This is a genomic window from Thalassoglobus sp. (assembly GCF_048270125.1).
Classification (GTDB): Bacteria; Planctomycetota; Planctomycetia; order Planctomycetales; family Planctomycetaceae; genus Thalassoglobus.
In genome coordinates this window covers 38,453-53,323 of record NZ_JBLWTN010000021.1, presented here as the reverse complement: position 1 = coordinate 53,323, position 14,871 = coordinate 38,453, and the positions used below count along the sequence as shown (strand labels likewise).

At 49.9% G+C, this 14,871-nt stretch carries 12 protein-coding genes; 6 read left to right on the top strand and 6 right to left on the bottom strand.

What is annotated here, in order from left to right; all coding sequences use genetic code 11:
* The first annotated feature begins 159 nt into the window (after nt 1-159).
* Nucleotides 160-1,458 carry a DUF1501 domain-containing protein gene (locus ACN0YR_RS18960; protein ID WP_417850783.1) on the top strand — a complete coding sequence of 433 codons (1,299 nt, stop codon included), beginning with the start codon at nt 160-162 and terminating at the stop codon, nt 1,456-1,458.
* 116 nt (nt 1,459-1,574) lie between these two features.
* Here ACN0YR_RS18960 and ACN0YR_RS18955 read toward each other — a convergent pair whose 3' ends face one another.
* The 6 genes from ACN0YR_RS18955 to holB form a co-directional block, all read right to left on the bottom strand.
* Nucleotides 1,575-2,735 carry a serine hydrolase domain-containing protein gene (locus ACN0YR_RS18955; protein WP_417850782.1) on the bottom strand — a complete coding sequence of 387 codons (1,161 nt, stop codon included), beginning with the start codon at nt 2,733-2,735 and terminating at the stop codon, nt 1,575-1,577.
* A 280-nt stretch (nt 2,736-3,015) separates the two neighbouring features.
* Nucleotides 3,016-3,507 carry a hypothetical protein gene (locus ACN0YR_RS18950; protein WP_417850781.1) on the bottom strand — a complete coding sequence of 164 codons (492 nt, stop codon included), beginning with the start codon at nt 3,505-3,507 and terminating at the stop codon, nt 3,016-3,018.
* 364 nt (nt 3,508-3,871) lie between these two features.
* Entirely contained in the window at nt 3,872-4,171 is a 300-nt protein-coding gene (locus ACN0YR_RS18945; protein WP_417850780.1) for a hypothetical protein, read from the bottom strand.
* 195 nt (nt 4,172-4,366) lie between these two features.
* Nucleotides 4,367-6,091 carry an adenylate/guanylate cyclase domain-containing protein gene (locus tag ACN0YR_RS18940; protein ID WP_417850779.1) on the bottom strand — a complete coding sequence of 575 codons (1,725 nt, stop codon included), beginning with the start codon at nt 6,089-6,091 and terminating at the stop codon, nt 4,367-4,369.
* A gap of 157 nt (nt 6,092-6,248) precedes the next feature.
* Nucleotides 6,249-7,322 carry a 23S rRNA (adenine(2503)-C(2))-methyltransferase RlmN gene (gene rlmN, locus ACN0YR_RS18935; protein WP_417850778.1) on the bottom strand — a complete coding sequence of 358 codons (1,074 nt, stop codon included), beginning with the start codon at nt 7,320-7,322 and terminating at the stop codon, nt 6,249-6,251.
* A 153-nt stretch (nt 7,323-7,475) separates the two neighbouring features.
* Nucleotides 7,476-8,477, bottom strand: coding sequence for a DNA polymerase III subunit delta' (gene holB / locus ACN0YR_RS18930; RefSeq protein WP_417850777.1), 1,002 nt, complete (start codon nt 8,475-8,477; stop codon nt 7,476-7,478).
* A gap of 774 nt (nt 8,478-9,251) precedes the next feature.
* On the opposite strand from holB, the gene sppA reads away from it, so the two are divergent.
* The 5 genes from sppA to ACN0YR_RS18905 all read left to right on the top strand — a co-directional run bounded on the left by sppA (nt 9,252) and on the right by ACN0YR_RS18905 (nt 14,832).
* Nucleotides 9,252-11,063, top strand: coding sequence for a signal peptide peptidase SppA (gene sppA / locus ACN0YR_RS18925; RefSeq protein WP_417850776.1), 1,812 nt, complete (start codon nt 9,252-9,254; stop codon nt 11,061-11,063).
* A 168-nt stretch (nt 11,064-11,231) separates the two neighbouring features.
* Nucleotides 11,232-11,582 carry a YbeD family protein gene (locus ACN0YR_RS18920; RefSeq protein ID WP_417850775.1) on the top strand — a complete coding sequence of 117 codons (351 nt, stop codon included), beginning with the start codon at nt 11,232-11,234 and terminating at the stop codon, nt 11,580-11,582.
* Between the two features lie 174 nt (nt 11,583-11,756).
* The gene (locus ACN0YR_RS18915; RefSeq protein ID WP_417850774.1) at nt 11,757-13,169 is read left to right on the top strand and encodes a sulfatase-like hydrolase/transferase; all 1,413 of its coding nucleotides are present in this window, start codon (nt 11,757-11,759) and stop codon (nt 13,167-13,169) included.
* 127 nt (nt 13,170-13,296) lie between these two features.
* Complete coding sequence (locus ACN0YR_RS18910) at nt 13,297-14,292, top strand: DUF1559 domain-containing protein (protein WP_417850773.1); 996 nt, start codon at nt 13,297-13,299, stop codon at nt 14,290-14,292.
* Nucleotides 14,293-14,373: 81 nt separating this feature from the next.
* Nucleotides 14,374-14,832 (top strand): carboxypeptidase-like regulatory domain-containing protein, encoded by a 459-nt coding sequence (locus ACN0YR_RS18905; RefSeq protein WP_417850772.1) that lies wholly within the window; start codon nt 14,374-14,376, stop codon nt 14,830-14,832.
* Nucleotides 14,833-14,871 lie beyond the last annotated feature (39 nt).

The window sequence follows — 14,871 nt, the reverse complement described above, 5'->3', positions numbered from 1 at the left end:
CTGAAATGAGTGATTCCTCATGCCAGATCCGTTTTCGAATTGGTGTGCGAGACCTGCTTCGTGGCGAACATCATTGCCGTTAGAGTAATGCAATCTTCACAGGCACACGGTCGAGCAAACTGCTCTAGTCGCTTAGGTCGTTGTTGTGGGAATTCATGCATGTTCATAAATCGAAGAGATGTTCTGAAGTCGAGTGCTGCCGGGATTTCGGCGTTAGCTGCAGCGAATTCCATTCGTGCTTTGCAAGCTGATGAATCGACAAAAGAGGTTCGTGGCAAAGCTGAGCACTGCATCATGATCTGGCTCGGTGGGGGATCGTGCCACGTCGACACCTTCGATCCGAAGCGTGTTTCGAAGGACGGACTCAAAGATCCCGGTTCTGCCTATCCGGCAATCGACACCGCAATTCCTGGAGTTCAGCTCTGTGAGCATATGCCTAAAACGGCGCCGCTGATGGATCGTTGTGCGCCAGTGAGAACGGTACATCATGATGTCATCGATGAGCACGCCGCGGCAGCCTACCGCATGCATACCGGTCGGCCGACAAGTGGAACAGTTGTCTATCCATCACTCGGATCGCTTGTTTCGAAAATGCGTGGTCCTATCAACGACCTCGTTCCCAACTACGTGCTGATGGGCAACCCCTCGCCTGCGAGGGAACCAGGTTTTTTGGGGGCGGAGCACGGATATATTTATCTGACTGAAACCAAATCCGGCCCGAAGGGGCTGACGCGTCCGGATCGAGTGACGGATGAGCGGCAGAAACGCCGCTTGCAAATGCTGGAGAAGATGCGTTCTCAGTATGCTGCCAAGCATGAAGACGAAACGATCATCAAGAATTATCTCGCAGCGATGGAGCAGGGCTTCCGGCTTTCCGGACCGGAATTCATGAGCACCTTCGACCTGGAAAATGAACCTGCCGATCTTCGTGAACGGTATGGTGATGAGTTCGGTCAGCGATGCTTACTTGCCAGAAGGCTCCTCGAACGTGGAACGCGATTTGTGGAAGTCTCGTTCAATTTGAATTTTGTCAACGGGACAGGGTGGGATACACACCGCGAAGGGCAGAAATATCAGCACTTGCTCATCCAAAGTCTGGATCATGCTTTCTCTGCACTCATCGAAGACCTTGAAGAGAAAAAATTGCTCGACAAAACGCTACTGGTCATCGCTTCTGAATTTGGTCGCCCATCCAGCTTCGATAGTTTAGGAGGACGTGGACACTATGCGAAAACGTTCACTGTAATGCTCGGCGGAGGGGGACTGAAAACCGGACAAGCGATCGGGACAACGGATGAACTCGGGATGAATATCGTTGATCGACCGGTTTCGGTTCCAGACCTGTTTGCTACCATTCTCGCCTCACTCGGAGCGAACCCTCACGAAGAGCTCTATGCCAGCGCTCGTCCCATTCCCGCAACCGACGGCGGTGTCCCGATTCGCGAATTGTTCACTTAATTCACTGGCAGATTTTTCGCCGAGTGGTCGGGCAGACTTCGACCACTTGGCGGGAGAGAAATTGCGAAGTCGAATTTTCTGGGTGGCACGCAGCTCGGAAGCAGAGGGAGTTCTGATTAATCAATCGCAGCGGCTGCAATCGTGGCAATTCGTCCAGCGAGCGAATTGACTGATCCATTTCCATCAGGATGAACGCGGTTGCTCAGAAAGATGACAAACAGGTCCTGACCAGGGTCGATCCACAATGCAGTCCCGGTAAAGCCACCGTGACCAATTGCCTGATCACTGAGCAGGTCGCCTTTATTTGATGAGTAACCTGTCTGCTTATCCCAGCCGAGTGAACGAATTCCACTGGAGACTTCGATCGGCTGCGTCATTTCCTTGACAGTTTCTGCTTTCAAAATTCGCGTCCCTGCAAGTGTCCCGCCGTTTAAGACCATTTGAGCGTAACGAGCAAGATCCTGTGCAGTTGAGAACAACCCGGCATGCCCTGCGATTCCATCCATTGCATAGGCTCTCGGGTCATGTACTTCGCCTTGCATCCACGTCTCATTGCGTTCTTGAGTTACGGCAGACCGTTCCTTGAGTGGTTCAGCTGGAGTGTATCCCGTTTCCATCATTCCAAGCGGGCCAAAGATGTTCTTGCGAGTGAATTCGTCCTGAGTTTGTCCGCTGAGCCGCTCGATGATTTCTCCTAGAACAATAAAGCCGACGTCGGTGTACATGAACTTTTCACCCGGGGCAGCACGAAGAGAAAGATCGTGAATTTTTTGAAACGCGACCTTTCTTCCATCTTGATAGTCCTTGATCGAGTTGTCGGGAATCAAGCCACCCTGGTGTGTCAGAAGTTGCTTGATTGTGATCTGGTCTTTTCCGTGCGATGTGAACTCGGGAAGGTACTTTGATGCGGGGGCATTGACATCAATTTTGCCCTGTTCGATGAGCATCATGATGCTCGTCGCGGTTGAAACCGGTTTCGTCAGCGAGGCCAGATCAAAAACTGTATCGAGTGTCATAGGGACTCGTTGCGGTTTCAGTTGCCGGAAACCGTACGCTTTTTCAAAGACAACTTTCCCTTTGTGCCCCACCAGTACGACACATCCCGGCATGTTTTCACGACGCAGGCCATCCGCTACCACGCGATCAATTCGTTCCAGTCGAGCTTCATCCATGCCGACTGCGGATGGGGAAACGCGTTCGAGTATTTTCTCCTCAGCCGCCCCGGTCGCTGAGATCAGTAAGCAACACAAAGATGAAACGAAAAACAGACGCAACATGAGCATGATCCAATTTTGAATAAGGTCGATGGCCGTCAAATTTAGCATGCCTTGCTGGAAATGATCCAGTCTCTTGTCGGAACTGGATCGGCACGTTTCAAATCAGAGGCATCGGGCCACAATGATCTCGCTGACAAACATGTGTTTAAATCGTGGATTCGGCGAAAGCGAAATTCACGATTTGAACACAGACGGAGCAGTGACACAGTCGTTAACCGGGCCAATAAACGACTACGGAACAAGTAGACGGCGGGACAAATAGATTTGCGGGGGGAGTAGCCTAAGGAATCGTGTCGACGAGGTCGTCAATGAGTCTTAGCAGGACTTCAATCGTCATTTGCATTTCGACTTGATCGCGCCCCGGTGTTCCTTGGATGGATTTGTATCGACGGAGAGTGAATGTCCCGTTTCCTGAGGAAGAAAGCATGATTTCGTAGAATTGAGTTCCGTGAGGAAGTTGCCCCGGAGGAGAAGACCGGATGAGAACCTGTCCGGCATTCGGGTCGAATTCAAGTGGCCCGATGTTCTCCAAAAGGTATGTGATCCGCTGACTGAGATCGATTGACCACTGTTTCAGAACATCAAAGGCTGCATTTTGTAGTTGTGGAACAAAGAGTGAGAGTTCCATCAGTTCTACGCTCATGGAGTCAATCGCTGTGACTTCCAGCGTGATGACAATTCCGGATGAATCGGTCGCTGAGAGAGTCGCTGGAACAGATCCCGATTGAGTGAGCTGTATCAATTCCTGATTGACTAAGTCGCGCAACGCCATGATTGAAACCAGTCAGAAGAAGTCAACGATGTAAGATTGTTCATCCTATCAGATTCAGGGGAATTAATAGCCTTTGGTGACTGTGAAGCTTGCTTTCACAGGTTCGTAGACTGCTTGGCACGAGACCGAATGTGAAGCTCTGGGCGTGAAATTGAGGTGAGAAAACTGAACCTCTCTCCTCGAGAGTCGACACCCGAGGAGATTTTTAATCACTCACATCGTATTGATCACGAAATCGTCACTTCTGAAAGTGGCATCGATTTTCGATCGTGACGTGAGCGTTCACATCAGCTCTCACAACATCTAAGCGACAGGGCATATTCTGAGAGCATGGGAATGACCGGGCATGACTCTTGCAAGATTCTTAATTGTTGCTGAATTTTACTCGATGACCAGGAGAAAGGTTCAGCGGTGATCTGAGAAATCGTTGCGCGCAAGTTCCGCAGAAATCGAGATTCAATTTTTTGGCGCCAGTCTCTTCCAGCTCGAATTCTCCGGTTGATTCCATCGCTTCAATTTCATCTGCAATGAGTTGCAAATGGTCAGCTGTTAAGTCATCTGAGGAAATGTCATCCGGATCGTGTACAGGAGCCACTTCAATTTTGGCTTCGTACCGTTCTGAACTAATTGGACATCCGCACAGATCGCACGTGTAGTGGATCATAATTATATCAACCTCACGAGGAGGATTTGTTTTATGAAAAAGAGTCTGAGATGGCCGTGACCAATGAGGTTCGAGTGAGACCACTCAACTTGAAATGAACATAGAAAATTGATTTAACCACAAATGAATGAAAGAGTGAAGCGTCTCAGCGAGCTTTTTTGACTGTTGAGAAAGTCGTCAAAAAAGTAGTCGTTTTCACTTGTTAGGAAGCTCAATGACTCCCCGCCAATTTGCAGGGGCCCGCCGATTGTTTTGAGTGATGATTGCCAACAGAAAGTCCTGTGCCTGATCACTCGATGGCATCGAGTGTAACAAACGGTAGGCTTCTTCCCAGTCACCATTCATGAACTGTTCGACACCGTTCTCATAGACCCGAATCTGGTCGTCCGACAATTCGGAATCTTCTCCTGCCGGAGGGACAAGTTCGCTGACGTTGAGAATATTTTCCAAACCGTACGGAAGAACTCGAGCCAGTTTCCTCACGCGACCTTCGCCTTCTGAAAGTCGTTCGCGGGCAATCTGTGTTGTCGCTTCATCCATGACGATGGGGACGCGGAGTTTTTTCGTCATGCCTTCCAGACGGCTCGCCAGGTTGACAACAGGGCCGAATACGGTGACCGCCATACGGCCGCTTGTTCCGATTTGTCCCGCGACGGCACGCCCGTGAGCGATCCCAATTCCGACTTGAAAGTCCTGTAGCGGATGACCATCTTCCTGTTGGATGCGTGTGAATTCGTGCCGAATTGACAAGGCAGCCCGGCAAGCTTTCAGGGGGGCATCCTCTGAGCTAAATGGCCAGCCCCAAAAACCGAGAACGGCATCACCGAGAAAGTCTCCAGTGACACCACCGTGGTCGAGAATCTCGCTCGACATCACTTCCAATGCTCCGTTGACTCGATCAAGCAATCCCGTCAAATCATCGGCCGATTCTTCTGCGCGATGACTAAAACCTCGCAGGTCACAGAAGAGCACAGTCACGTCACACTCGCGTGGTTTCAGTAGGTCAATATTCAACTCATGGTTGTGTCCAGTATCTTCCAGAGCTCTGAGGATCGGCGGTGAGAGGAATCGGCGAAGAACTGATAATTGTCCTTCCATCCGGTTCATTCGCTGCGATGAACTGATGACCTCGCCGACCAGTTGTGCAAACCGGACATCGGACTGAATGTTCTGCCGCAGATGCCCCCCTTCGAGAAAAGGAGTGTCGAGCTGACCTGCAACGTAGATCCCCCACGGCTCACGCTCAGAAACCTGTATTGGGACACAAAATGCCCAGTCAAACTCCGCTGCCATTGTATATTGCTGGCCAACTTCATTGCTGTTCTCCCAAACATGAAGGACCGACCGTTTTCCGTCGATCGCATCTCTCAGAAGTCGAGCACTCGGTTTGAAGACTCCTTCCGTTTCGTTTCGACGTTCCCAGGCGTGGATGTCCATTTGGCGATTCGAGTCGAGAGAAACAACGGCTGCGGCTTCGGAGTGTCGGATCCCGGCGAGAATGACTGAGATCAATTTCGAGGCGGACTCTTCTTTGGAAGCGGACTCGTTGATTACTTCAGGCAAACGTGCGAGTGCCTCCAGACGACGATCGGCATCAGCAAACTCGACTTTCTGCAACTCTTGATTTGAAAAGGTCAACTCTTGAAATGGTGCATCGGGCGAGTTGGAAGTCGGTGAAATTTTATTCAGGTAAAAAGCAGTCTTGCCGACCACAAATTTTTCTGGTGCGACATGTGTTCCTGGCTGAATTTGTTCCCCTTGGTGGAAGACAGGGTTTTGCGCACCTTCAGAAACGGACAGAGTGACTGTCTCTCGCTCGACTTTCAAAGAGAAATGTTGGCGGGAAAGTTGCGGTTCCCAAATCACTGGGAGATCGCATTGCTGCTCGCGTCCAACCGTGTACGAGCGGCGATTTTCCAAGCGTTGCTTCCAACGTTGTCTAGGCTCAGGTCCTTGAACACTCAGTTGCCACATCCAGTCTCATACTCCATTGAACTTGATTCGACGCGTCTCGGCACTATCGCATTTTTCGAACTGATGTTCGTGTCTTACAAGGCAGGCAGTGCTGCAAGTTGCCCTAAGAGTTGATTTCGAGAGCGTGTAAGTTGGGGTCGCCGCCAGATTCCTGTTCGAGTCGCAATTGACCGCATGCGGCATCGATATCCGCTCCTTTTCGTTTACGCACAGTGGCGTTTACGTTCCAGGATTTCAACGTTTCGACGAATTGATTTGTTCTTGGAGCAGATGGAGCCGTTAAAGAGAGGGGAGCAACATCGTTCATTGGAATCAGGTTCACATGAGCGTTGCGGTGAGTGAGTAACTCTCCCAACTCGCGGGCGTGCTCATCAGCATCGTTGACACCGGAGAGCAAAACATATTCATAAGTGATCCGGCGACCCGTTTTCTCGAAGTAATGATCAGCAGCCTGCAAGATTCTTTCCAGGCGAATGTTTTTGTTCACGGGGACGATTTCGTTTCGCAAATCGTTATTCGGAGCGTGCAGTGAAACCGCCAGATTGAACGGGATATTGATTTCGCTCAGTTCGTGAATCTTCTCGGGAAGTCCGACAGTGGAGACCGTGATCCTGCGTGCGCCTAGTCCCATGCCTCCCTTCTCGTTGAGCGTCAGGAGAGCGGGAATCAGGTTTTTCAAATTTGCTAATGGTTCCCCCATCCCCATGATGACCACGTTGGTGATTCGCTCTTCAAGAGAAAGCAGGCGATCGAGTCTCAAGATTTGATCGAGGATTTCGCCGGTTGTAAGGTCGCGTTTTAGACCCATGAGTCCACTGGCACAAAAGACGCAGCCCATCGCACATCCGACCTGAGTGCTCACACAAACCGTTTGTCGCTTCTCTTCTCGCATCAAGACGCATTCGACGTTCTCACCGTCGCGCATTTCCAGCAGAAGTTTTTCTGTTCCATCTTGAGAGACTTGATGCCGCACAATTTTCGATGCGAAGAATGTGAAGTCCTCGGCGAGGCTTGCTCTGAGCGTCGCAGGGATGTCGTGCATTTCATCAAATGACGACACGCGTTTTCCGTAAGTCCAACGACGGATCTGGTCTGCGCGGTAAGAGGCATTCCCGGTCGCTTCAACCCATGCAAGCAGTTCATCTCTTGAAAGATCTGTTATGAGCCGTTGAGTCATGGACGTTCTGCGGTGGATGTGAAGGAGTGTGGAAGTGATGTCGAGCGGCACGAGTCAAGATGTTGACTTTTTTCGCTGCCAGCATGATACGGCATCGCTTGCTTTGAGTGGAGTGTCAAAGTGAAGAAATACGCTCGGATCGGTAATCGTGAATCAAACTGGAACAGGCGTTCTGGAGATTCTAGCGAGGTCATCAAACAACGAATCGAGGCATAACGGAATTGCCATTGTCTGTTTCAAGTGCTGCTCCGCTTCAAAACAGCGGTCCATCATCAGTGCGAGTTTATCTGAAGTTGTTGGATCAGACGTTTCTCGGAGACTTCGGCGAAGGAAGTCGATACAAAACTGGTTGGCCCAGCGCATGTTCTGTCGTTGTTGAGAAGTGTCGCCCCCAATTTCTTCGAAAACCGCATTGATGGCCTTCACTGAACGCAGACTGTTGACGGGAGTTTCCTTCAGGCAGTTTTCGACAGTCGCTTTCAATTGCAGCAGTCCGGTATCCAGCAACTGCCGTGCAGTTGTCAAGTTTCCTTCAGCAAACTGGCTGATCGATTTTGCCTGCGCTTCGTTCTGAACGTCTTCGTTTTCAATCAGCAACTCTTCGATGTCTTGTTCACTTAACGTCGAAAAACGGACAGTTTGACATCGTGACCGAATCGTTGGCAATATGGGATCTGTATCAGGAGCGATGAGAAACAGAATGACTCCTGGTGGCGGCTCCTCAAGTGTTTTAAGAAGTGAGTTCGCACTTGCTTCGTTCATGGTTTCGGCATCATCGATAATGGCAATTCGCCGCGAGGCGGACATCGGGCGGAGAGCCAGCTCATGACATAACCCGGTTCGTCCACGTTGTTCGCGAGACCCGATGAGTAGCTCAATAGGGAGTTCCCGCTTTCCTTCAGGGCAACCAATCGCCAACAAATCTGGATGTGTGTCAGCTTGGATTTGTTTGCACGACGAGCATTCTCCACAAGCATTGAAGTCGCTGTCTGGGCAACGTTCGCAAAAGAGAGATTGTGCCATATTGCGAGCGAACAACTTCTTGCCGATCCCGGACGGACCGACGAACAGATAGGCATGAGCCGTTCGGTTTCGCTGAATGGCGCGCCGAAACATTTCAATTTGTGCTTGGTGTCCCCGGAGTGATTCCCACATCAACAGAGTCTTTCAGATATCGAAACGCAGTCTCAAAGACCGCAACTTAAAAATGATGTCCAGTTCAGGCCGCTGGACAAAAGTGAAAGGGTACTGACCTCTATGAAAGCTCCGAACCTGTGATTGATGATCAGTTCAATCACAGCTGTTTCGGCGGCAATTGTGTCAACTGCACTGTATCAACAGTTCTGTCAGAGCTGTTCAGAATTGAGGGACCAAGGTGAAATGATATGAAATTCGAATTTCAAATAGAACGACCTGAATCCAATATTTGGTCTCCTTCCCAAAGATGCTCATAGAAGTTCATGATTGCGAGCGATTAGAGATGACAGACCTGTCGTTCTGGACACTGTTCTCTTTGGCTGGTCCGGGACAATGGTCCCGGACTACATGGTCCCGGACTACTTAGTGTGCAGTCTATGGGGATCTGGAATTCGTGGAAAACCTCGAGATTCTTCTCTCAACCGATTGTCTGCTAAGACTTTACCAGGCTCGACGAATGAAGAGGGAACCATTTTACTAGAGCTGGTCCTGAAACTTGAAATTGCTCTCTCAAACGTTGAGGAAAGCGACGATTCCAGAGGTTTTCGGACTGGTTCTAAAAAGCCGGTTTCTTTCACTCGCGATAAAATCCGAGTGCTCAGCGGTTGTCAAGCTGATACAGTCTGGCTCACAATATCATCTGGAACACAATCAATGGACGTGTTCCTAGAATTTTCCCGCTTCAGCTCGACGAAGTTGCCTTTCTGGAGAAAGATAAAAATGGATTTTCGGATGCGAACCCTTATTACGACGTTTTCACTACTGAGTGTGACCCTGCTCACTCCTTGCTTCGCTCAAGATAAGGACAAGGACGACAAGAAAGAACCAGGCACTGTGGCGGTTTTTGATCTGGGAGGAGCCATTACAGATAAACCGACCCCGGACGATCCGATCTTTGGCAGCATCGGAAATGAGTCACTCCGATCTTTCACAGGACGTCTTAAAAAGGCAAGCGAAGACGCAGACGTCGCAGCTGTTGTGCTTTTGGGAGCGAGTTCTGTAGGGCATGCACAATCTGAGGAAATCGCTGAAGCGATTCGAGAGACTGCTGCAAAAAAGCCTGTCTACGCTCACGCTGATTCGCTGAAAACAGCGCCGTACGCAACTCTCAGCGGAGCGACGAAAATTTGTGTCTCGCCAACTGGAGATGTCTGGATCAACGGGATCTATGGTGAGCAAATGTATTTGCGGGGCCTGCTCGACATGCTCCAGGTCCAGCCAGACTTCCTGACGTGCGGCGATTATAAAAGTGCTGCCGAGATGTTCATGCGCAAAGGGCCTAGTGAGCAGTCTCAGGAAATGAGCAAATGGCTGTACGACGGGATCTATGCTGGTTTGAAGTCCAGCATCTCTCAAGGTCGAAAAGTTGACGACGCGCAGGTCGAGAAATGGATCAACAAAGGACTCTATTCAGCTGAGACCGCGAAAGAGGCCGGGCTGACTGATGAAGTCTTCACGCGAGAGCAACTCACGTCATTCATCAAGAAGACTCATGGGGTGACTGTGAAGTTTGACAAAAAATACGGTAAAAAGACCGGTAAAGAAATCGATCTCAACAATCCTTTTGCAGCCTTGCAGCTTTGGGCAGAAATTCTCTCGGGACCGAAGCAACGTCGTTCCACAAAAGATGCGATCGCCATTGTCCACATTGACGGGGCGATTTACTTGGGCAAAAAACAGGCGTCTCCGTTCGGGGCAACGGAGGGAGCGTTCAGCGAAGAAATTCGAAAAGCATTGGATTCCATCGCTGCCGAACCTCGAATCCGTGGCGTAATTCTACGCGTGAATTCTCCGGGGGGATCGGCGACGGCTTCGGAAATCATGTTGCAGGCGATCACGGAACTCCAGAAGAAAAAGCCAGTAGTCGTTTCGATGGGCAACTATGCAGCTAGTGGCGGATATTATGTATCCTGTCGAGCAAATCGTATCTTTGCGAATCCGAGCACCATCACAGGTTCTATCGGTGTGGTTGCAGGGAAACTGGCGACTGCAAAACTGTGGAACAGAGTCGGAATCAATTTTGAACCGATCAAGCGTGGTGACAAGGCAGATCTCCTTCACTCATCAAAGCCTTTCAGTAATGAAGATCGCGATGAACTCCAAGGGTGGATGGATTCGATCTATGGAGTTTTCAAAGGGCACGTCACTTCAGGACGTGAAGGCAAGCTCAGCAAAGACATTGACGAGATTGCCGGCGGTCGAGTGTACACCGGAGCACAGGCGCTTGAGTTAGGTCTGGTTGACGAACTCGGTTCGTTAGATGACGCGATTGATTACCTCGTCAAAGACCTCGATCTCAAAGATTACGAAGTTCGAACTGTTCCTCGTGCCAAAAACTTCATGGAAGTTCTGGTAGAGGATCTTGCACCACCAAAGAGCGACGACGACAAGCGACTATCGCTGGGAATTTGGTCTGCATTGACACCGACGCTTCAACAACTTGATCCGCTGCGAGTGGAAATGATTCAAGAGGCACTTCTTCAGCTCGACTTCCTGGCTGAAGAGCGAGTCATGCTGACGATCCCAGTGATTCGATTTCACTAGAGCAGTACGGCCGCGAGCTGACGCCATAACCGCCCGCTCTTCTCGTAACTCCGGGAAGAGCGGGTTCCTGTTCTGCTGGCGAGGAGAGAGCTGGCATTGATAAAAAACTATCCAGTAAAACTTAAAGAACTGTGACAAAGCCTGACTGCGAACTCGTCATGCTCATGGATGAAAACGACTTCAGGAGTTCTGTCAGCAGTTCTGACTGTCTTTGAGAGAAGAAACATTACGATGCTTGAAGGATTCCCAGACGAAGAACTATTGGAATCGACTCATACCTTTCCATGTGAATATCGTTTCAAAGTGATCGGTTCAGTTGACGATTCCTTTGTCGGACGTGTTCTCGCTGCTGTACTGGCCGAACTCGAAGAAGGGGTTGAACCTTCATTCTCGACTCGGACTACCGCTGGCGGACGCCATGTCAGTGTGACGATCGAACCGGAAATGCACTCCGCAGCTCACGTTCTTGCTGTTTACGGACGCTTACGTAGTCTGGAGGGGCTTGTCATGTTGATGTGATTTCATAGTGAGTTGACGCAATGAAGTCCTTGGAACTCTTTCTTTCATTTCTTGTTTTTCGAGTTGGTGTTCGTGTCCTGACTTGTGGCGAACAGCAATTTCGCTGGTGAAACGCGTTCTTCAAGGGCACATGGAGAGCAAACTGCTTTAGTACAGATTCAGTGGAGCGAGTTTATGTTCAATCGCGTGTTGCTGGCGACAATCGTTTTGCTGGGATGGTCGCAACAATCTCTCTTCGGGAGCGACCGCCCCAATTTTCTTGTCATCCTGTGTGATGACCTCGGATATGGAGGCTTGGGATGTTACGGAAGCGAATCGATTCGCACTCCGCATCTGGACAAGCTTGCTTCGCAGGGAATTCGGTTAACAGATTGTTATTCCGCCTCTCCACTCTGCTCTCCCGCCCGAGCTGGCTTACTGACAGGTCGGACCCCGTCGCGGACCGGAATCTATTCCTGGATCGCAGAAGGGAATCCCATGAATCTGAAGCGGGATGAAAAAACGATTGCGACATTACTGAAGGCTGCAAATTACGATACCTGCCATGTCGGAAAATGGCATCTCAACGGCAAGTTCAATCATCCCGACCAAACACAACCCAACGATCACGGATTCGACCACTGGTTCGCAACTCAAAACAATGCGAGCCCCACACATAAAAACCCGAAAAATTTTGTGCGGAATGGGACAGAGGTAGGGGATCAGGAGGGGTTTTCCTGTCAACTCGTAGCAGATGAGGCGATTGACTGGCTGGAAGAACGGAAGCAGAGTGAAAATCCGTTCTTCATGTTTGTCTGTTTTCATGAACCACATGAACCGATTGATTCGCCCGACGAAATGGTTGCAGCCTATCCCGATGCGGAAAAGAGGGGGGAAGCACTTTACTACGCCAACGTGACCAACATGGATTCCGCAGTCGGGCGAATGATGGAGAAGCTCGACGAATTGAAGATCAATGAGGAAACGCTGGTGATCTTCACTTCTGACAATGGTCCGGAGACGCTGAATCGCTACAAAAGTGCCTGGCGCTCTCATGGATCTTCTGGTCCCCTGCGAGGGATGAAGCTCCATGTTTATGAGGGAGGAATTCGTGTTCCGGGAATCATTCGCTGGACAGAAAAGGTTAAAGCGGGACAGACGTCAGCTGAGCCTGTCAGTGGTGTCGATTTCCTGCCAACCTTGTGCGAGCTTGCAGGCGTGGACGTGCCGAAGTCAAAACCACTCGACGGGACAAGCCTCACAAACTTGTTAATCGGCAAGCAGGTCGAGCGTCAAAAACCACTGTTTTGGCATTACTTCGGGGGCACTGGGAATCGTCAAGTCGCACTGCGTGAAGGGGATTGGAAAGTTGTTGCCCGCTGGGATGGTCCTGCAAATATGCCTGTCGGGGGATCATTGAAGCGAGGAGTTGTTCCCCTGCTGAAGGCCTCAAAATTGGACCATTTCGAGCTGTATCATATTTCAGAAGATATTTCCGAAAAAATGGACGTTTCCCAACAATTTCCCGACCGATTGAAGTCTTTATCCTCAAAAGCCCAAAATATGTACCAAGAAGTCCTCACTGAAGGCCCGATTTGGTTCAAATAAGGCTAGGATAAACATTGACGGATGAGTGTTCGTTGATACCATAGAGTTAGCATTCCTATCGAATCCTCTCAATTTCTTGAGAACAGGAATTTTCATTCCTTCATTTTTTACTTCTTGGAGAAATCTAATGTTAGCGCGATCGAGACGTGGTTTCACACTCATTGAGTTGCTGGTTGTGATTGCGATTATCGCAATCCTGGTCGCTCTTCTTCTACCCGCAGTCCAGCAGGCTCGCGAGGCAGCACGGCGGTCAACATGTAAGAACAACATGAAGCAAATCGGGATTGCGTTACATAACTATCACGACACACACAGCGTTTTTCCTTATTCAGTGTCACATAGTAGTTCATGTACTTCAGGAGCAGTTGGAACGGGGCATTCATTGAACCATCGTGGATGGCTTTTGATGCTTCCATTCATTGAGCAAGCACCACTTTACAATCAGTTTGACTTTGACCTTGCTGCAGCAACTGCACGTGCCGGTGGAACTTATACAGGACCACTACCTGGTGAACCTGGGAATGCCAACGATATTGTCGTTTCAACAATCATTCCGATGTTCATGTGCCCATCTGATGATGGACCGGAGAAATACAATAGTACCACAGACGTGAACTACGCGATCGGAGCAACAAGTAGTCAGTTCGGTGCTTACACAAACTACGATTTTAATGTTCGACGAACATCATCGTGGTGTCCCAACTGGTTGTCTGACTCTCGCACAACACGTCGAGCATTCGGACACGATGGCTGTTCAAAGTTTCGTGACTTGCGAGATGGATCAAGTAATACGGTTGTCGTTGCGGAAACAACCCGACAAACCTGGAACGGAAGACCCCAAGCTTGGGGATATTCGAAGTGGGTTGGTCATGGAGTCGATCTCCAGTACTCACGTGGAATTAACTTCTGGAAATGTTGTAGCTGGGATTCATCTCCCTTCACACGAACACCAGAGATTGTTGGTCGTCTCGGAGACTGGTCGACTGTCGGAAGTTTGCACACCGGTGGAGCACATGTTCTCTTAGGGGATGGTGCTGTTCGATTCATCAGCGAAAACATTGACGGCACAACCCGAGAACGACTTGGGTACATTGCGGATGGTCAGCCTGTTGGTGAGTTCTAATCGCCAATTGCTCTAGCGTTTTCTGCGGGTGGGACTTTGAGTCCCACCCGCTTCTTCGATTAAAGATCTTGGAGTATTTTAATGCTGACTGTGCTGCAGAAAATTTTTGCTGTTGGTTGTGTTGTAGGGATGCTGTCGGGTTGTGGGGGAGGAAGTGATAAGCCTGAACTCAAACTCAATCCAGTTACTGGAACTGTGAAAGTCAACGGAGAAGCTGCCAAAGGAGTTTCCATCACATTTGTCCCGGCGGATGGCGCGGGAGCCGATCAAGTTGCAGCCAGCGGAACTACGGATGAGGCTGGAAAATACACTTTAGCTGTTTCTGCTGAAGAACAAGGTATTCCAGCTGGGAAATACCGAGTGACGTTTTCACGACTCTTGAAACCAGATGGGACAGCACTTGGCCCCGACGAAATGGCAGCAGATGCTGGAGCTGAAAATGATCTCGCCCCTGTTTACGCTGACTCTAGTCAAACCCCTGAGAGTGCAGATGTCGCTGAAGGTGGCGGAACATTCGATTTTGATATCAAGAAGAAGTAACTGAGCGACTCAGTCTGACTTCTACGACACTCGAAAAAC